We start from the raw sequence: 18,298 nt of genomic DNA on the forward strand, positions 1-18,298 counted from the left end.
GCGAACCATCTTTTTTCTATTATTGAACCCAAATGATAAAAGCGGTAAATACAATAAGCAAATAGGTTGTTGTTGTGACCGCTACATAATGTCTTTTTTCATGTCGTCCAAAATAATATTCGGTTGCTACATTAATTAATGTTAAAGTAATAATTAACGTAAAATCTGCAGCAATATATATAATCCAACCTTTTAAATTAAATATAGTAATTGCAATAATATTAATGACCTTAAACGTAAATACCACTCGCTGATGATTAACACTTACATACTTCGGCTCTTTCGGGATGTTAAATTTCCACCGAACCGCTCTTTCAGTTATCCAAGCACCTAGTATAATAACACCAATCCATAGGAGAAATACGGTAAAGTTAAATGGATCTTCCTTGAAAAGGAAATTTGTAAATTCGATTACAGCTTGCTCATCATTAACCTGATAAAAGGTATTTGTCTGTATATCGAGAAATGCAAGTTGCTCCTTATCCTTATTTTTAAACATTTTCACCTTTACCGTTTGCCCATTGTCAAACGCTACCCATACATCACTCACTCCATAGTAATCATCATTCTTCTGTGCTACAACGGCATTTTGAAGTACGTTCTCAATTAGCTTAGTTTCAGTCCCTTTTGTAAACTCTTGTTGCCCTATTACCCAACCTATTCTTCCCACGTTAATCCTATCTTCATCCCAATTTTGTACGATGGACAATTGTTGTATTTCTTCAATTTGCGCTAGTTCAACAATTGAAGCATGCTGAACATACTCTGTTCGTTCCCACGGTCCACTGGCAATTAAAAAAAGTAGCGTCACAATTGCAGCAACTATAATTGTGGGGTACTGCCAACCGCCATTTTGTTTAGGCTGGTGTTGCTCTGCGCTATGGACAATACGCTCCTGTAATGCTTTCGTAAAACGTGGTGCTTCTCCTATTTCCTCATCCAGCTTCTTTTTAAAAGATGTCATCTCCAAGCACCTCCCAATCGCTTCGTTCGAGTTTGTCTTGTAGCATTTGCCTTGCTCTACGTAACCTTGTTTTTACTGTATTTTCAGTACAACCAAGCACATCTGCTATTTCACGCACTTTTAATTCCTGATAATAATAAAGAATTAACACTTCCCTATAACTTATGGGTAGCTCAAATAAAGCTGCTTTCAACGTCACTCGTTCATCGGCTTTGATGAGATCTATTTCTGGAGTCCTTTTACTTACACCAAAATGAAGCTTGCCAAATAATTGATGGCGTTTATTTTTCCAGCTTCTTAAATAATCATGACTTTTATGTACTGTAATTTTTACTAAATAGGTTTTAAGCGAAGCTCTTTGTTCAAAGCGATTCTGTTGCAAGTAATAGGCGAGAAATACATCTTGCACAATTTCTTCAGCAATCGACCAGTCTCGCACATATAAATAAGCCACACGTAGGCAATATTCGCCGTGCTCTTCCATTATGGCTGTTAAATGCTCACTCACGAGAGCCCCCCCCTTTTCCACTCATCCTATAGTCGTAAAATCTTTTAAGATAGTTTCACTAAAATGAAAAAAGTGCCCATTTTTCAGGCACTTTTTTCTTAAGTATACTTTGTCAATTGTTAAAGTCTCAACGCAAGTCGTTAAATTTTAAAATGATTGATAGCATCAAACATTTTTTTAGAGCTGTTTTCTAGCTCTTCCACGACTGACTCTAAATCATGGACAATCGTCATTTGTTGGTCTGAAGCCTGTGCAACACTTTCTGCACGATTTGCATTCATAATAATGACATTATTCATTTGTTCAGCAGATGCCAATACTTCCTCTGAGCTTGCTGACATTTGCTCAATAATAGCAGAGTTTTCTTGTATTTCTTGGTTGACGCTTTGCACAGCTTGTAAGATCATCACTAATGCTTGGCCAATTTTGCCTACTTCTTCACTACCATCTTTCACACTTGTAGCGCTAGTCTGCATCTCTTCCAATGCCTTTGTTGTCGTAATGCTAAAACTTTGTAATTGATTTTGAATGTTTTCAGCTGAAACACGAGACATTTCAGCTAATTTTCTTACTTCATCAGCGACTACGGCAAACCCCTTACCTGCCTCACCTGCACGGGCTGCTTCAATCGCCGCATTTAATGCTAGTAAATTAGTTTGATCTGCAATACTTGTAATAACAGCTACCATTTCTTCAATAGAGCGGAATTGCTTACCCATTTCTGTAACATGATCTGAAGTTGCTAGAACAGATTTCTCAACTTGATGAATTTTAAATACAACATTTTCAGAATTTGCCACTCCCGTTTGTACACGATCCGTAATATCGTTCGATGACTCCGCCACATTCGATGTAGCGTCTGCCATACGTTGAATGCCTGATACCATTTCCTCCATCGCACGAACAACTTCTTCATTGTTAGCACGTTGCTGTTCGCTACCACTTGCAATCGTCACAATACTATTTGCCACTTCACTGTTCGAACTACTTACTGTTCCCGTCGAAGAATGAATATTATCAATGGCTTGTTGTAAATTAAGAGCAGTCCCATGAATCAAATGGAATGTTTCCTTTAATTTATACATGGATTGTGTAAATGCTCTGGCAAAAGCAGAAATTTCATTGTTTCCTGCTACTTTAATTGCATCTAAGCCTTGTTCAGCACTGCGAATATCTCCATCAGCAAATTGCTCTGCTACATCTTTTAAAACAACAAGAGGCTGTAATAAGCGATTTGTATAAAAGCGAATAATACCAATTAAAATTACGCCACCAATTAATAAAATAATAACAATATAAGGAATCGTATGTTTTAACACATCGCTTTGAACAGCCTGCACATCATTTGCCATCATATCTACACCGACAAAGGCAACCGTATTTCCTTCACTATCTTTTAATGGGGTAATAGCTGACATTAGAGACCCGTATGTTTCACTTTTTTGTATTGCTGAATAATAGCCATCTTGATCAATAGCCTTTTGACCATCTTTATATGTAAGAACCTCAGATGGGTCCCCCATAGCGCCAGCCATTTCTTCATCTAACGGTAAACCGTCGACTAAAAATTTCAAATTTTCACCCTCTGTAGGTGGATATAAAACATAAGCATATAAAAGACCATTATGTATACGTAATGTATTTAATTCTTCACGCAAATCTTTATATAACGTTGACTTATCATCATCAGAATCAATTAATTTTTTATATGATTCCACATCTACAAGTGAGGCGATAGTTTGTGCTTTCGATACGCCATCACGACCTATTGCTCCTTCAACTGAATTATTCGTATTCATATATAAAATACCTATCACTAGTCCTACAATAAGGACTACCACAATACTAGCGAACAATAATACCTTATCGCTCAATCTCTGTGATTTTTTCATAAATATTCTCCTTTTCGCATCATTTTCATTACTATATACATAGAGAATTTTAACCTTTATTAACGCCAAAAGATACATATTTTGCTATAAAAATCTAAATTAATATCTTTTTTACCTATGTTTTGTCAAATCATGTCGCATTATCTCCAGACTTACTATTAGAAATTGGCGAAAAAAAACCGTGATTTTACGCTAATAATAAGCGTAAAATCACGGTTCTTCCTTTTATTTATTTAACAACGATATTAACAAGTTTACCTGGAATTACAATAATTTTTACCAAGTCTTTACCAGCCATGTATTCTTGTACTTTTTCATCAGCTAATGCTACTTTTTCAATTTCTTCTTTTGAAGCATCTTTTGCAACGATGATTTTTGCACGCACTTTACCTGCCACTTGAACAACCACTTCTACTTCATCGTCTACTAGTTTAGACTCGTCGTATGCTGGCCATTGCTCGTAAGATAATGTTGCATCATGACCTAACAGCTGCCATAGCTCCTCTGCGACATGTGGTGCAATTGGTGCTAGCATTTTTACAAATCCTTCAGCGTAAGCCGTAGGAAGTACTTCTGCTTTGTAGCAATCATTAATGAATACCATCATTTGTGAAATAGCTGTATTGAAACGAATACCTTCATAGTCTTCTGTTACTTTTTTCACTGTTTGGTGATATGACTTTTCTAGGAACTTATCGTCTGAATGTTGAACTTTCGCTGATAATGTGCCGTCTTCCTCATTAACAAATAAACGCCAAATACGATCTAAGAATCGACGAGCACCATCTAAGCCATTCGTAGACCAAGCAACGGAAGCTTCTAATGGACCCATGAACATTTCATAAAGGCGAAGTGTATCTGCACCATGAGACTCAATAATCTCATCTGGGTTCACGACATTGCCTTTTGATTTAGACATTTTTTCATTACCTTCACCAAGAATCATGCCTTGGTTAAATAATTTTTGGAATGGCTCTTTCGTGTGAACTACACCTAGGTCATACAGTACTTTGTGCCAGAAGCGTGCGTATAGTAAGTGCAATACTGCATGCTCTGCTCCTCCAATATAAATATCGACTGGTAACCAACGTTTTAATAACTCAGGATCAGCAATCGCTTCTGTATTGTTCGGATCAATATAACGTAAGAAGTACCAGCTAGACCCTGCCCATTGAGGCATTGTATTTGTTTCACGGCGACCTTTCATACCTGTTTCAGGATTTACAACATTTACCCAATCAGTAATATTAGCTAATGGTGATTCACCTGTTCCTGATGGACGAATATTATCTGTTTTCGGAAGCATTAAAGGTAATTCTGCTTCTGGTACTGGAGTTGTTGTGCCATCTTCCCAGTGAATCATTGGAATTGGCTCTCCCCAATAACGTTGACGAGAGAATAACCAGTCACGTAGACGATAAGATATTTTTTTCTCACCTACACCTTTTTCTTCTAACCATTCAATCGCTTTCGCAATACCATCTGCTTTGTTTAAACCATCAAGGAAGTCCGAGTTAATGTGCTGACCGTCACCTGTGAACGCTTCGTTGTCGATGTCGCCACCTTCAAGCACAGCTACGATGTCTAAGCCAAACTCTTTAGCGAATTCATAATCACGTTCGTCATGAGCAGGAACAGCCATAATAGCACCAGTGCCGTACGTCGCTAATACATAATCAGCAATCCAGATCGGCATTTTTTTACCGTTAATAGGATTCACTGCGTACGCTCCAGTAAATACACCTGTTTTTTCTTTAGCTAAATCAGTACGTTCTAAGTCTGATTTCATTTTTACTTTTTCAAGATACGCCTCTACAGCAGCTTGTTGTTCAGCTGTTGTAATTTCAGCCACTAGTTTATGTTCAGGCGCAAGTACTGTATAAGTAGCACCGAATAACGTATCAGGACGTGTAGTAAATACCGTAAAGTTTTTATCTGTTCCTTCAATGCCAAAAGTTACTTCAGCACCTTCAGAGCGTCCAATCCAGTTACGTTGCATATCTTTAATCGATTCTGGCCAATCAACTTCTTCTAAATCATCGATTAGACGATCCGCATAGGCAGTAATTTTCAGCATCCATTGTTTCATTGGGCGACGTTCTACTGGATGTCCTCCACGCTCTGATTTTCCATCAATGACTTCTTCATTGGCAAGCACTGTTCCTAATGCAGGGCACCAGTTTACAGCCACTTCATCTACATACGCTAAGCCTTTTTTATATAATTGAATGAAAATCCATTGTGTCCATTTGTAATAGTCAGGATCTGTTGTGTTGATTTCACGATCCCAATCATAGCTAAATCCTAGCTCTTGAATTTGACGCTTAAATGTTGCAATATTTTTTGCTGTAAATTCTGCTGGATCATTTCCTGTATCTAAAGCATATTGCTCTGCAGGTAAACCGAATGCATCCCATCCCATTGGATGTAAAACATTAAAGCCTTGCATACGTTTGAAACGTGAAAGGATATCAGTTGCTGTATACCCTTCTGGATGCCCTACGTGAAGTCCCGCTCCTGATGGATATGGGAACATATCAAGTGCATAAAATTTCGGTTTATCCGTTTCATTTTCTGTTTTGAATGTTTTGTTGACATCCCAATATTGCTGCCACTTTTTTTCAACTTGTTGATGATTAAAGCTCATACTATTTCCTCCTTATATATGTTCAATACCACTTATCGTAAGAATTGACAAAATATTTAAAAAATAAAAAAACTCGCCCCTTCCTTTGTCAGAAAGGGACGAGAGCATTCTTATCTCCCGCGGTACCACCCAAATTAGTGATTACACTCGGCTCAAGCTTCCTTAACGCGGAAATGACGGCACACATAACACTTATGTACGCAGACTCAGCAGGCGAGTTCAATTTGCATCCCTACTAGCTTCCACCAACCGCTAGCTCTCTAAAAAGAACCACAAATTTACTATTCCTCATCATTGTCTTTACATGTATTGCATTTATTCTAATGGAAAGTGCATAAAAGCACAAGCCTCTTTTTATCGGTGCCTGACACGCACACAATTCTCACACAATTAGCTAAAAAAATTATTTCCTATGCTTTTTGGATAGAGTTGTAAAATTCCAGCCTTTTTTCGCTAAAAAAATTAAAATATTAGGTATTTTAGTGATTTTTGTACATTTGACGTTATTGATCTTCATTTTTATGCTAAAGAAAACGACAAAGGAGGTAGTATTGTGTGCCAAGAAAAAAACGACTTTGGTCTCCACATCATTATAATCACGTTGTTATGCGTGGTAACAATCGTCAAATGATTTTTTTGAATGTTGCTGATTTCGATGCTTTTTTTCGTATACTGCAATATGCTTATCAAAAACACACTTTTAGCATTGTCGCTTATTGCCTTATGTCTAACCACTACCATCTTCTGATTCAGTCAAAGGATGTTCCACTAGGGAAATTGATGGCGATCATCAATTGGCGTTACAGTAATTACTTTAAAAAGAAATATCAATATTGCGGTCATCTGTACGAGAGTCGCTACTTTGCAGATCTTGTTCCCTCACAACTAGATATGCTCAGTGTTAGCCGCTATATCCACCGCAATCCTATTTCAACAGCACCTCCTATTGTTGACAACATGGAGGATTATCCATATAGCTCCTATCATCACTATAAGCATAATACATCACCAGATTACCCATTTCTTAATACGAGTATTCTCAAAAATTGTATACTTCAAACCTCACAGTTTCACTCTCCATGCTATTGTCAATATTGCGAGGTTCAACAAAACGAGTAATTGTTTTTGCAACACAAACTAAAAAAAGCTCCACATGAAAATTCATCATGTGGAGCTTTTATTCAAACCAACTTCAATTGTCAGAATTTTTTCTGTGCCTGTCACTCGAGGGTCGCTTGAGGAAAGGTCTACACATTCACGGAAGGCAAAATGTTTGCATCCGTAGCATTTGTTCATATCCAAATCCTTCAATGCCCTGTTAATAGCATCGCCTGTATGTTCATAGAAATTATCTTTTCCAATTAGATCGTATAGACCATTTCGTAACAGTGCCCCTTTTAATTCTTCATGGATACCCGTTACTAACACAGTGCCACCTTGCATTTTAAAGCTTTGAACAATATTGCTAAAATAGGACTCCCCAGTAGAATCCATAAAAGGCACTTTACTCATACGCAAAATTAAAACTTTTGGATGAACTTGCATTGAATGTAGCAATGTTTGCTCAAATGTTTGTGCTGCACCAAAAAATAACGGTCCTTCAATTGAATAAATACTAATTTGAGGGCAATCATGCTTTTGATTGACAACATGCGGCTGTACTTTGCCATTGTTTTTTGTATGGTCTGGTAAAACCTTATCTACAACCAACTTTTCACTCATTCGTTTAACAAATAACACAACTGCCAAACCAAGTCCTACTTCTACAGCTACCGTTAGGCTAGTGAAAACCGTAAGTAAAAATGTAATCATTAAAACAAGTGAATCTCCTGATTTCGCTTTCACAATATGTGCGAAATGCTTCCGTTCACTCATATTCCACGCAACGACCATCAAAATTGGTGCCATACTAGCTAACGGAATATGCGATGCAAAAGGTGCCAATAACAACAACGTTACTAATACAAAAACACCATGAATAATACCTGACATCGGGGATGTTGCACCCGTTTTTATATTTGTTGCCGTACGCGCAATGGCCCCTGTAGCAGGAATTCCGCCAAATAAAGGTGTAATGATATTCGCTATGCCCTGCCCTACTAGCTCACGATTGCTATTATGCTTACTATTAGTCATACCATCCGCAACGACCGCCGATAAAAGAGATTCAATCCCCCCCAACATAGCGATGACAAATGCTGGCCCTATTAATAATTGCAATCGCTCTAACGTAATTTCAGGTATTTTAATCTCTGGTAATGTATTTGGTATTTGACCGTAAGCTGTAGCAATTGTTGCAACTTGTCCCGAAAAAAAGAAGCTAGCAACAAGCGTCGAAACTACAATGCCTACTAATGGGCCAGGTACTTTCGGAAAAACTTTCGGTGTCACTAGTATCATTACAAGACAAATGATCGCTATGAAAATACTATAATAATTTGTTGTACCGATGTGCAGAAAGAGCTCTTTCATATTTGCGATAAAATATTCATGCCGCGTAATATTGGTCAGCCCTAAAAAATTTGCAATTTGTCCCGTAAAAATAATAACCGCAATACCAGCAGTAAATCCGATCGTTACAGGACGTGGAATAAATTTGATAAGAGTGCCAAGCTTAAAAATGCCCATTAAGCATAGCAAAACACCCGCCATTAACCCTGCAATCAATAGATTTTCATAGCCGTATGATAATACAATTCCTAATAAAATGGGCACAAAAGCACCAGTAGGTCCACCAATTTGATATTTCGAACCACCAAATAGTGAAATCAGTATGCCTGCAATACATGCTGTATAAATACCGTACTCTGGTTTTACACCAGAAGCTATGGCAAATGACATTGCTAAAGGAATTGCAACAATACCAACAATAATTCCAGACAATAAATCCTTTTTAAAATGATCAGCTGAATACCCTTCATACCGCCCCGTAAACAGTGATTTCATACAGTAATCTTCCCTTCGAAATAATAAATTCTTTGAATCCAGACCGTGTTTCTTTCATACTAGGCTGTTTTCTAAGGGGGAATAAAAATATGACCCTATATCATCTCTTCATCATTTTCACTGACGGTCATTTCTTCTAATCTTGAAATTGTATGAATTAAATGGTTGTTAAAAATGTCTTTGGCAACACGCAGCAACTCAACAATCATCGGATCACTTAAAGAATAATAAACTTTTTTCCCTTCTTTCGTGCCATACACAATATTTTTTGCCCGTAATACACTTAGTTGCTGTGACACCGCTGAGCCCTCTTTTTCAAGACAACTTTGAATCTCGTTCACACTTTTCTTACCATCCACCAATAATTCAAGAATTCTAATTCGTAACGGGTGTGCTAAAGCTTTAAAAAAATCGGCTTTAAACTGTTGTAACCCTTCTTCCACATTAATCCCCCCATTATTATATTTACATATTCAAATATTTGAATATGTATGATTGTATCTTTTTGTGAGGTTGATTTCAATCCCAAAAATAAAAAGCGAATGATTTACATTCGCTTTACTAAAAACAGTCTTTAATTTTCAGAATTGTTTGCGTGCCTGCCACTCGAAAGTAATGGTCGGTCATACATTAAACATGGGAAGATACCTATTAATACGATGACAACTAAAATAGAAACAAGCGCAATCATACCAAACTGATCGACCATTATCCCACCAAATAAAGGACCTATCATACGGCCAGCTGTTGCCGCACTATTAATAATTCCTTGGTAGAAACCTTCGCGCCCTTTTGGTGCAAGCTGATTCGCGATGGTCGGTAACGCTGGTGTATAAAACATTTCGCCAAATGTTAATACGACCATTGCAGCTGCAAACATTTTAAAATCTTCAGCAAATGCTATAATTCCAAATGATGCTGCTATGAGCGTAATACCAAATACTAGCTGTCTCTTTATTTGATGCTCCCAACGTCTCACAAGTGGCGCGATTAAAGGTTGCCCAACGACAATTAGTAGTCCATTTATAGTCCAAAGTAAACTATATTGTTTTAATCCTAAACCTAAATCTTGCGTATACGATGAAATCGTCGCACTCCATTGTGAATACGCAAGCCAGCATAATACGGAAGAAATACTTAAAATTAATAGGGCGTAAAATGGTGCTTTATTTGTAATGCGTTTACTCTCACTTACTACATTTTTCAGTGCAATATTTTCTGAATCTATTCCTCTAAATGTAATCAACGCTATAAAGAAAAATAAAATATACATTGCTAAATTGACAACAAAGACATAATCAAATTGATAATCTGCAACAATTCCAGCTAATGCGGGACCAACAGCAACCCCAACATTTTGAGCTAAATAAATCGCATTGAACGCTTTACGTCCGCCCTCAGGCCAAGCAGCTCCTGCTAGTGCAAACATACCTGGAAATACAATGCCTCCACTAAAACCAAGTACGGTTAAAAACCACACATAATGAGGCCAGCCATGCCAAATCGTTAAGCCGACTAACGAGGCAACTGTTAAAAGAATACCTAGCATAATAGACTTGTAGCCACCAATTCTATCAAATAAATAGCCACCTAAAAGATTCCCTAACACACCTGCAGCTGAATTTAACATTAAAATAAAGCCAGCCATTGCTAGTGACTTTCCTAAGTAGTCATGCATATAAATGGCATTTAAAGGCCATAAAAAAGAGTTGCCCGTCGTGTTCACAAGCATACCGATAATTAAAAACCAAACACTTTTTGGCATATTCTTGACCTCCATTATTTCGTTTCTCTAAATAGCTAGTTTATGCTGAAAAATAAAAAAGTACAAGGAAAATAAATTTACCTTTTCTTCATAAAATATTCCTTTTTTGAATATACATTTTTCTGCATTGCGCTCTGGCTATAACAGAGCTATATGTACTTTCCTCTCGACTAGAAATACAGTGGTTATTTAAGTGAATAAACTTGCAATGCAACTATACTTCCATATTAAAATTCTTATCCATGACGGAACCTGACACACATGATAAAATATAACGTTAGAGGAGTGAAATACATGACAGAAATAAACTTTCCTTTTCCCACAGAGGGGAAAAGATATTATACATGGAATCGATATTTACGGGATCAGTTCGGCCACAAAGTATTTAAAGTAGCGCTCGATGCAGGCTTTGATTGCCCAAACCGTGATGGTACCGTTGCATTTGGGGGTTGTACATTTTGTAGTGCTGCAGGGTCAGGAGACTTTGCCGGTAATAAGGTAGACCCAATTGATGTGCAGTTCGCCGAAATCCGTGACAAAATGCATCAAAAGTGGAAAGATGGCAAGTATATGGCTTACTTCCAAGCGTATACAAATACCCATGCACCGCTGCCTGTTTTAAAAGAGAAATTTGAAGCAGCATTAGCACAAGAAGGTGTAGTAGGACTTTCAATTGCGACACGTCCAGACTGCCTACCAGATGATGTTGTAGAATATTTAGCTGAACTAAACGAACGGACTTATTTATGGATAGAACTTGGACTTCAAACAGTTCATGAAAAAACAGCAAATCTCATTAATCGTGCACATGATTATGCAACATATGTGGAAGGTGTTGAAAAACTGCGTAAACATGGGATTCGCGTATGTTCTCATATTATTAATGGTCTGCCACTTGAAGACTATGACATGATGATGGAAACTGCCCGCGCAGTTGCTAAGCTCGATGTCCAAGGCATTAAAATTCATTTACTTCACCTATTAAAAGGGACACCAATGGTCAAACAATATGAAAAAGGTATGCTAGAATTTTTAGACCAGGATGTTTATACAAAATTAGTAGCCGATCAGTTAGAAATCTTGCCACCCCAAATGGTTATTCATCGTATAACAGGTGATGGACCAATCGATTTAATGATTGGACCGATGTGGAGTGTGAATAAATGGGAAGTACTAAATGGGATTGATGCGGAATTAGAACGACGTGGCAGTTGGCAAGGTAAATTTTATAATGCTGAGGTAACAAAATGAAGCTTCAACGAGTTTTACAATATGCTCAGCATTTATTAGTAAATACGATACAAGAAGGCGATACAGTTGTAGATGCCACAGCAGGAAATGGTCATGACACATTATTTTTAGCACAGCTTGTTGGTGATAACGGACAAGTGTATGCTTTTGATGTGCAAAAAAGTGCTGTCGACGCTACTTTGCATCGTCTGCTAGATAACGCATTAGAGCACCGCGCCCTAGTGCTACATACTGGGCACGAAAATATTAACAAACATGTGCAAAAGCCAGTAGCTGCTGCAATTTTTAATCTTGGCTATTTACCTGGTAGTGATCATGATATCGTGACAAAACCGAATACTACGATACAAGCGATTAAAGATTTACTACAACTCCTTAAAATCGGAGGCTTAATTGTCCTTGTTATCTACCATGGTCATCAGGGTGGCAAAGAAGAACGAGACGCGGTTATTGAATTTGTCAGTCATTTACCACAAAAAAATGTACATGTGTTAAAATACGAATTTCTAAACCAACAAAACGATCCACCATTTGTTATTGCCCTAGAAAAAATGAAAGACTTACCTACCGATTAACCCTGATACAAAAGCCCGAACTTGAAATTTCGGGCTTTTTTTTTCAGAATTAAAAAGAATTATGATGGAATACTTTTTAATAAAGAAAATACTGTTTTTATATAACTTTAGCTAGATGTCTTATATGATAGCATTCTACTTATTCATCAAATCATAGACAAAAGACATTAAACAGGTGACTCCTGATACTTTTGTCAATTTTTTATCCTTTTGATATTGTACAATTGATTAGAGCTGAGGATTGGATACGAAATGATTGGAGCGGAGGACGGACGACTCCTGCTCAGAACGCACAATACGTAAGACGCGGGCATTCCGCGCGTTAGCGAGAGTTGCGGCTTACGATGTGCCCGCGCAAAGCGACCGCCCGTAGCGGAAATCAACGGCAGTAAACCTCTAAGGTTATTTAATGATAAAAGTAGACGACTAGCAGATATATTTATGGGTGCGATAATTGTACTGTATTTTAACTTTCCTTTCGAAAGAGCTTGTTGACACTAGTTGATTGGAGCGAAGGGCGGGCGACTCCTGCGGGAAAGCACAGAACGTAAGACGCAACAAACCGCGCGTTAGCGAGGGTTGCGGCTTACGTGTGTGCCCGCGGAAAGCGCCCGAACGTAGCAGAAATCAACGGCAGTAGACATCTATTTTTATTTTAAAATGAAAAAAGACTGTAGGCAAACTCGAAATTTTTCGAGTTTGTCTACAGTCTGAAGGGTCCTCTCATTCATGAGAGGACCCTTTTTATCCATTATTTATTTTTTCGTTTATCATTGTAATCAATCCAGAAATCTGCACCTTTAATTCCTAGTTTACGAGGATCAAATACAGGGTCTTTGCCCTCTTTTTTCTGTTTCTCGTAATCTTTTAATGCTAGAATCGCAGGTTTCATAATTATTAAGATAGCTATAACATTAATCCATACCATTAAACCTAAGCCAACATCCCCCATTGCCCATGCAAGGTCCGATGTACGAACCGTTCCATAAAATGTAGCAATTAAAAAGGCAATCTTAGCTATCCAAATAAAAATCTTTTCGGTTTGCCCTGAGAATAAATAGGCCACATTCGTCTCCGCTATATAGTAATACGCCATGATTGTCGTAAATGCAAAGAAGAATAATGCAATCGCTACGAATTCTGAACCAATCCCTGGCAATGAAGTTTCCACTGCATATTGTGTATACGCAGCACCTTCTTTAATACTTTTCGCAAACGTAATTTGTTCGTCTCCTGTAAGACCGTTTTGATTAAATTCCCCAACGTAAATAAATGGATCTGTACCTTCAGTAGCATTTTCATTCTGAACATTATACATACCTGTAAATAAAATCATAAATGCAGTAGCTGAACAAACTAATAATGTATCAATGTACACAGAAGCTGCTTGCACAATACCTTGTTTAGCGGGATGCGAAACTTCTGCAGCTGCAGCTGGATGCGCTCCAGTTCCTTGACCAGCTTCGTTTGAATAAATCCCACGCTTAACCCCCCAAGCGATTGCTGAACCAATAATACCCCCAAATATTTCTTGAGCACCAAAAGCACTAGAGAAAATTAAAGAAAATACAGCAGGTACTTGAGAAATATTCATGAAAATAATAACAATTGCCATTAAAATATAAGCTAAAGCCATGAACGGTACAACTACTTGTGCAACATTTGCAATCGATTTAACCCCACCGAAAATAATGGCACCTAATAATACAATAATAATAATTCCTGTAATCCAAGGATCCATTCCGAAAGCGTTTTCAACAGCAACAGAAATTGCATTTGATTGAACGCCAGGCATTAATATTAACATTGCAATTAACGCAGCAATCGCAAAAATTACCGCAAACCACTTTTGCCCCATACCTTTCTCAATGTAAAAGGCTGGACCACCACGGTATTCGGTATCTTTCTCTTCTTTATAAATTTGTGCTAATGTCGACTCAACATAAGCTGTCGCAGCACCAATGAAGGCAATTGCCCACATCCAAAAAATTGCACCAGGCCCCCCCATTGCGATTGCAGTTGCCGTACCAGCAATATTACCTGTACCTACACGGCCTGATAATGCAATCGACATTGCCTGGAAAGAAGAAATTCCTTTTTCCGATTTTTCTCCTTTAAACATTAAGACGAACATATCCTTAATGAGTCTTACTTGTAGGAACCGTGTAATAATCGAAAAGAATAAACCAATCAATAAAATACCATAAATAAACCACGGTCCCCATAAAATACTGTTCAGAAAACTTACAATACCTTCCATTTTACCCCTCCCAAAATATGAATATTCTTACTTTAAGACATTATAGTATTACATTTTTCTGAAAATTACAACATTATTTTTAAGTTACTATACATCTTATTCAACAATATTTTTCGAAGGGGAAACATTCTATTGAATTATATATCCAATTCTACGCAAGGCATTATTAACAAAATCTCGGATATAGACAAAAATCTCTTCACGCTCTATTTCATGGAATAGATTATGGTAGCATTTTGCCCATTCCTTAAATTGGAATTCTGCAAACTCTTGCTGATGTAGCCAATTACGTGTTTGTCTCGTTTCCGTAATACTATCTTTTTCGCCAGTCATAATAAGCATAGGCGTATTCGGAAATTCTGCTTTAGGCATGACGGCTAAATTGCGCATCATTTGCTGGAGTTCGCGATACCACTTCACTGATATAACTGACTTAAAAGGAAACTCGTCCCTCATTTCCTCTCTGCCTTCAATACTGCGCGTTAATTTGTCAAAAGAAATATCGTGTGTCATTTTAACACTTGCCGTTAAAGCACTTAAGCTAGTTAATGCATTTGATAACTTACCAGGCTGTAGTTTCAAATGTAGCCAAGGCGAAGTTAAAACAATACCTGCACATTCATATTTTCTCTTATGCATTGTATGCAATAATAACGTTGCTCCTAGTCCATGCCCTATTAAAAACACTGGCAAATCATATGAAAAAGCATTTTCAATTAAATGCCTTGTATATTTGTTATACTCTTTAAAGTCCTCATCATGGACTCGTGATAGTTTTGCATTTGCCCCATGATTTGGTAAATCCCCCATGACTACGTGGAAGCCTTCCATTCTGAGTTTTTCAATAAGCCATGCGTACCAACGGTGATTTTCATAAGCACCGTGAACAATAGCAATCACAGCCTTCGCTTGTCCATCAGCTTCCCATTTCCACATTCACATAGTCCTCCTAATTAAATAGTTACACACTGATTATAACGAAATATTCTCGTCATTATAAAATTATATTTGCATAAAATTGCGCATTTGATACGATAATACTACATCAAAGAAAGAAAAGAGGCGTTTAGCATGATTTATCCGTTTAAAGACAAGACCCCTAATATCGATCCATCGGTTTTTATTGCTGACTATGCAACCGTTACTGGTGACGTAACGATTGGTGCCGAAACCACTATTTGGTTTAATACTGTTATTCGAGGCGATGTATCGCCAACAATAATTGGTAAACGAGTAAGCATCCAAGATCTTTGCTGTCTACATCAGAGTCCAAAATATCCATTAATAATCGAAGATGAAGTAACAGTTGGACACCAAGTAACTTTACATAGCTGTACAATTCGAAAAAATGCATTAATAGGTATGGGATCAATCGTGTTGGATGGGGCAGAGATAGGAGAAGGTGCTTTTATTGGTGCGGGTAGTCTTGTACCTCCAGGTAAAGTCATTCCTCCTAATTGCTTAGCATTAGGTCGTCCAGCAAAAGTCGTACGTGAATTAAATGCTGAAGATAAAGAAGACATGGAACGTATCGTTAGAGAATACGCCGAAAAAGGTCAATATTACAAATCTCTTCAAAAATAATGGATGCCCTAAATACGAGGGCTGCCGATATAGGCGTAGGTGCTCTTGTAAAAACACATTTATACAGGATAAAAAATAAATTCGCGATTTCCTTCCAACTGTAAACGGAAAGACGCGAATTTTTTTGCAATCATTTACGCCTATCCATAATTGCCGTCCAGATTTTTTGTATGCTTGACAAGCTCTTCAAAAATCTGTAACTTGCTTCAGCATTCAAACCCAACCTTTAAACGTGAGGTATGAATGCTGAAGCAAGTTAGAAAGGGGCCATGAAGTAGCCCCTTTCCATTGCTTATAGACCTGCTTTTTCTCTTAAAGCATCTGCCTTGTCCGTATTTTCCCAAGGCACATTTAAATCTGTACGGCCAAAGTGACCATAAGCTGCCGTTTGTTTATAAATTGGGCGACGTAGATCAAGCATTTTAATAATGCCTGCTGGACGTAGATCAAATAGATCGCGAACCCATTTTACGATATCGCTTTCGCTTACTTTTCCTGTACCAAATGTATCTACTGCGATTGATACGGGTTGTGCTACACCAATGGCATAAGCAAGTTGTACTTCAGCACGTTCTGCTAAACCTGCAGCAACAATGTTTTTAGCTACATAACGCGCTGCATATGCAGCAGAACGGTCCACTTTTGTAGCATCCTTACCAGAGAATGCTCCACCACCATGACGTGCATAGCCACCGTATGTATCAACGATGATTTTACGTCCTGTAAGACCAGCATCTCCTTTAGGTCCACCAATAACAAAACGACCTGTTGGGTTAATGAAATATTTTGTTTGAGCATCTAATAGCTCACTAGGTACTACAGGAGCTATTACTAACTCTTTTAAATCTGATTGAATTTGCTCTAATGTCGCTTCTTCATCATGCTGTGTTGAAATAACAATCGTATCGACACGTACTGGGATGTTGTGTTCATCATACTCAATTGTCACCTGTGTTTTACCGTCTGGACGTAAATATGCTAGTTCACCTGATTTACGAACTTCTGTTAAACGACGAGCTAATTTATGCGCTAAACTAATTGGTAAAGGCATTAATTCAGGTGTTTCGTTACAAGCGTAACCAAACATTAATCCTTGGTCACCTGCACCAATTGCTTCAATATCTGCATCAGTCATAGAACCTTCACGCGCTTCTAATGCTTGGTCTACACCTTGGGCAATGTCTGGTGATTGTTCACCAATTGCTACTAGTACTGCTAAGTTTTCAGCATCAAAGCCATATTTACCGCGTGTGTAGCCGATTTCTGCTACAGTATCACGCACGATACCTTTAATATCTACATAAGTAGAAGTAGTAATTTCTCCTGCTACTAGTACTAATCCTGTCGTTACAGTTGTTTCACACGCTACACGTGCATTTGGATCTTCTTTTAAAATGGCATCTAAAATGGCATCCGAAATTTGGTCACAAATTTTGTCAGGATGTCCTTCTGTTACACTCTCTGATGTAAACAATCGACGGTTTGTCATTTGGTTTTCCTCCTATTACTCTTACAAATAGCATTTGCGAAATTAATACGGTACTCATTACCCATGTCAAGTTCGCTCCTGAAGGATAGAACTTTCAAGCCGTTGTTGCTTTTAACATGAGGATTTCGAAAGATCCGTCATTATAATAAGGAAAGAATTGTATATACTTACCTTTACATTCATTATGAAAATAAAAAAAATCCTTTTCTCACGTCTTTACATGAGGAAAGGAATAATGACTTCGTAACCTTTCACTCTTATCGTTCAAGGGTTTTCCCCTTGCATCAGGTTGGCACCAGCGCATGTCGTGAAATAGTTCATGCAGGTTGCCGGGTTTCACAGGGCCTGACCCTCCACCAGCTCGGGATAAGAGTATCCGTTCAATTCCTCATCTTACGTAAAAGGTCGAACGTTGTC

Annotated in this window: 14 protein-coding genes, 1 pseudogene, 1 riboswitch and 1 other annotated feature; of the genes and pseudogenes, 4 read left to right on the forward strand and 11 right to left on the reverse strand. The window is 37.8% G+C overall.

What is annotated here, in order from left to right:
* Positions 1-19: 19 nt before the first annotated feature.
* The 5 genes and pseudogenes from FH508_RS18415 to leuS all read right to left on the reverse strand — a co-directional run bounded on the left by FH508_RS18415 (position 20) and on the right by leuS (position 6,011).
* Positions 20-964: a hypothetical protein gene (locus FH508_RS18415; protein ID WP_173477611.1), complete on the reverse strand. Its 945-nt coding sequence runs from the start codon at positions 962-964 to the stop codon at positions 20-22.
* Positions 951-1,472 carry a sigma-70 family RNA polymerase sigma factor gene (locus FH508_RS18420; protein ID WP_173477612.1) on the reverse strand — a complete coding sequence of 174 codons (522 nt, stop codon included), beginning with the start codon at positions 1,470-1,472 and terminating at the stop codon, positions 951-953. The genes FH508_RS18415 and FH508_RS18420 overlap by 14 nt, the downstream gene beginning before the upstream one ends.
* 140 nt (positions 1,473-1,612) lie before the next feature.
* Positions 1,613-2,317 carry a methyl-accepting chemotaxis protein gene (locus FH508_RS24165; protein WP_370635740.1) on the reverse strand — a complete coding sequence of 235 codons (705 nt, stop codon included), beginning with the start codon at positions 2,315-2,317 and terminating at the stop codon, positions 1,613-1,615.
* Between the two features lie 255 nt (positions 2,318-2,572).
* Positions 2,573-3,442, reverse strand: a pseudogene (locus FH508_RS24170) (hypothetical protein); the annotation flags it as partial.
* Positions 3,443-3,593: 151 nt separating this feature from the next.
* Positions 3,594-6,011, reverse strand: coding sequence for a leucine--tRNA ligase (leuS, locus tag FH508_RS18430; protein WP_173477613.1), 2,418 nt, complete (start codon positions 6,009-6,011; stop codon positions 3,594-3,596).
* Between the two features lie 91 nt (positions 6,012-6,102).
* Positions 6,103-6,315 (reverse strand) — a binding site (T-box leader).
* Positions 6,316-6,566: 251 nt separating this feature from the next.
* On the opposite strand from leuS, the gene FH508_RS18435 reads away from it, so the two are divergent.
* Complete coding sequence (locus tag FH508_RS18435; protein WP_173477614.1) at positions 6,567-7,130, forward strand: transposase; 564 nt, start codon at positions 6,567-6,569, stop codon at positions 7,128-7,130.
* Positions 7,131-7,175: 45 nt separating this feature from the next.
* Here the strand turns inward: FH508_RS18435 and FH508_RS18440 are convergent, their stop codons facing one another.
* From FH508_RS18440 to FH508_RS18450, 3 genes are all read right to left on the reverse strand, one after another.
* On the reverse strand, positions 7,176-8,957 hold the full coding sequence (locus tag FH508_RS18440) for a SulP family inorganic anion transporter (RefSeq protein ID WP_173477615.1): 1,782 nt from the start codon (positions 8,955-8,957) through the stop codon (positions 7,176-7,178).
* Positions 8,958-9,052: 95 nt separating this feature from the next.
* Positions 9,053-9,400 carry an ArsR/SmtB family transcription factor gene (locus FH508_RS18445; protein ID WP_173477616.1) on the reverse strand — a complete coding sequence of 116 codons (348 nt, stop codon included), beginning with the start codon at positions 9,398-9,400 and terminating at the stop codon, positions 9,053-9,055.
* 131 nt (positions 9,401-9,531) lie between these two features.
* Positions 9,532-10,722 carry an MDR family MFS transporter gene (locus FH508_RS18450; RefSeq protein ID WP_173477617.1) on the reverse strand — a complete coding sequence of 397 codons (1,191 nt, stop codon included), beginning with the start codon at positions 10,720-10,722 and terminating at the stop codon, positions 9,532-9,534.
* Between the two features lie 294 nt (positions 10,723-11,016).
* Here FH508_RS18450 and FH508_RS18455 point away from each other — a divergent pair, with 294 nt between their 5' ends.
* Complete coding sequence (locus FH508_RS18455; RefSeq protein WP_173477618.1) at positions 11,017-11,973, forward strand: tRNA modification radical SAM protein MnmL/YtqA; 957 nt, start codon at positions 11,017-11,019, stop codon at positions 11,971-11,973.
* Positions 11,970-12,548, forward strand: coding sequence for a tRNA 5-(aminomethyl)-2-thiouridylate-methyltransferase MnmM (locus FH508_RS18460; RefSeq protein WP_173477619.1), 579 nt, complete (start codon positions 11,970-11,972; stop codon positions 12,546-12,548). Before FH508_RS18455 ends, FH508_RS18460 begins: the two co-directional genes overlap by 4 nt.
* 751 nt (positions 12,549-13,299) lie before the next feature.
* Here FH508_RS18460 and FH508_RS18465 read toward each other — a convergent pair.
* Together FH508_RS18465 and FH508_RS18470 are read right to left on the reverse strand one after the other, a co-directional pair.
* The gene (locus tag FH508_RS18465) at positions 13,300-14,808 is read right to left on the reverse strand and encodes an alanine/glycine:cation symporter family protein (RefSeq protein WP_173477620.1); all 1,509 of its coding nucleotides are present in this window, start codon (positions 14,806-14,808) and stop codon (positions 13,300-13,302) included.
* Between the two features lie 129 nt (positions 14,809-14,937).
* The gene (locus tag FH508_RS18470; RefSeq protein ID WP_173477621.1) at positions 14,938-15,744 is read right to left on the reverse strand and encodes an alpha/beta hydrolase; all 807 of its coding nucleotides are present in this window, start codon (positions 15,742-15,744) and stop codon (positions 14,938-14,940) included.
* Between the two features lie 135 nt (positions 15,745-15,879).
* On the opposite strand from FH508_RS18470, the gene FH508_RS18475 reads away from it, so the two are divergent.
* The gene (locus tag FH508_RS18475; RefSeq protein WP_139860748.1) at positions 15,880-16,392 is read left to right on the forward strand and encodes a gamma carbonic anhydrase; all 513 of its coding nucleotides are present in this window, start codon (positions 15,880-15,882) and stop codon (positions 16,390-16,392) included.
* A gap of 292 nt (positions 16,393-16,684) precedes the next feature.
* Here the strand turns inward: FH508_RS18475 and metK are convergent, their stop codons facing one another.
* Complete coding sequence (gene metK / locus FH508_RS18480; protein WP_139860749.1) at positions 16,685-17,881, reverse strand: methionine adenosyltransferase; 1,197 nt, start codon at positions 17,879-17,881, stop codon at positions 16,685-16,687.
* A gap of 254 nt (positions 17,882-18,135) precedes the next feature.
* Positions 18,136-18,254: riboswitch (SAM riboswitch) on the reverse strand.
* Positions 18,255-18,298 lie beyond the last annotated feature (44 nt).

It is taken from the genome of Lysinibacillus sp. CD3-6, from assembly GCF_006351725.2.
Taxonomy (GTDB): domain Bacteria; phylum Bacillota; class Bacilli; order Bacillales_A; family Planococcaceae; genus Lysinibacillus.

Excerpts from the sequence above, each read along its gene's own strand:
- FH508_RS18415 (WP_173477611.1), bottom strand. The coding sequence starts at position 964 with ATGACATCTTTTAAAAAGAAGCTGGATGAGGAAATAGGAGAAGCACCA.
- leuS (WP_173477613.1), bottom strand. The coding sequence starts at position 6,011 with ATGAGCTTTAATCATCAACAAGTTGAAAAAAAGTGGCAGCAATATTGG.
- FH508_RS18440 (WP_173477615.1), bottom strand. The coding sequence starts at position 8,957 with ATGAAATCACTGTTTACGGGGCGGTATGAAGGGTATTCAGCTGATCAT.
- FH508_RS18450 (WP_173477617.1), bottom strand. The coding sequence starts at position 10,722 with ATGCCAAAAAGTGTTTGGTTTTTAATTATCGGTATGCTTGTGAACACG.
- FH508_RS18455 (WP_173477618.1), top strand. The coding sequence starts at position 11,017 with ATGACAGAAATAAACTTTCCTTTTCCCACAGAGGGGAAAAGATATTAT.
- FH508_RS18460 (WP_173477619.1), top strand. The coding sequence starts at position 11,970 with ATGAAGCTTCAACGAGTTTTACAATATGCTCAGCATTTATTAGTAAAT.
- FH508_RS18465 (WP_173477620.1), bottom strand. The coding sequence starts at position 14,808 with ATGGAAGGTATTGTAAGTTTTCTGAACAGTATTTTATGGGGACCGTGG.
- FH508_RS18470 (WP_173477621.1), bottom strand. The coding sequence starts at position 15,744 with ATGTGGAAATGGGAAGCTGATGGACAAGCGAAGGCTGTGATTGCTATT.
- FH508_RS18475 (WP_139860748.1), top strand. The coding sequence starts at position 15,880 with ATGATTTATCCGTTTAAAGACAAGACCCCTAATATCGATCCATCGGTT.
- metK (WP_139860749.1), bottom strand. The coding sequence starts at position 17,881 with ATGACAAACCGTCGATTGTTTACATCAGAGAGTGTAACAGAAGGACAT.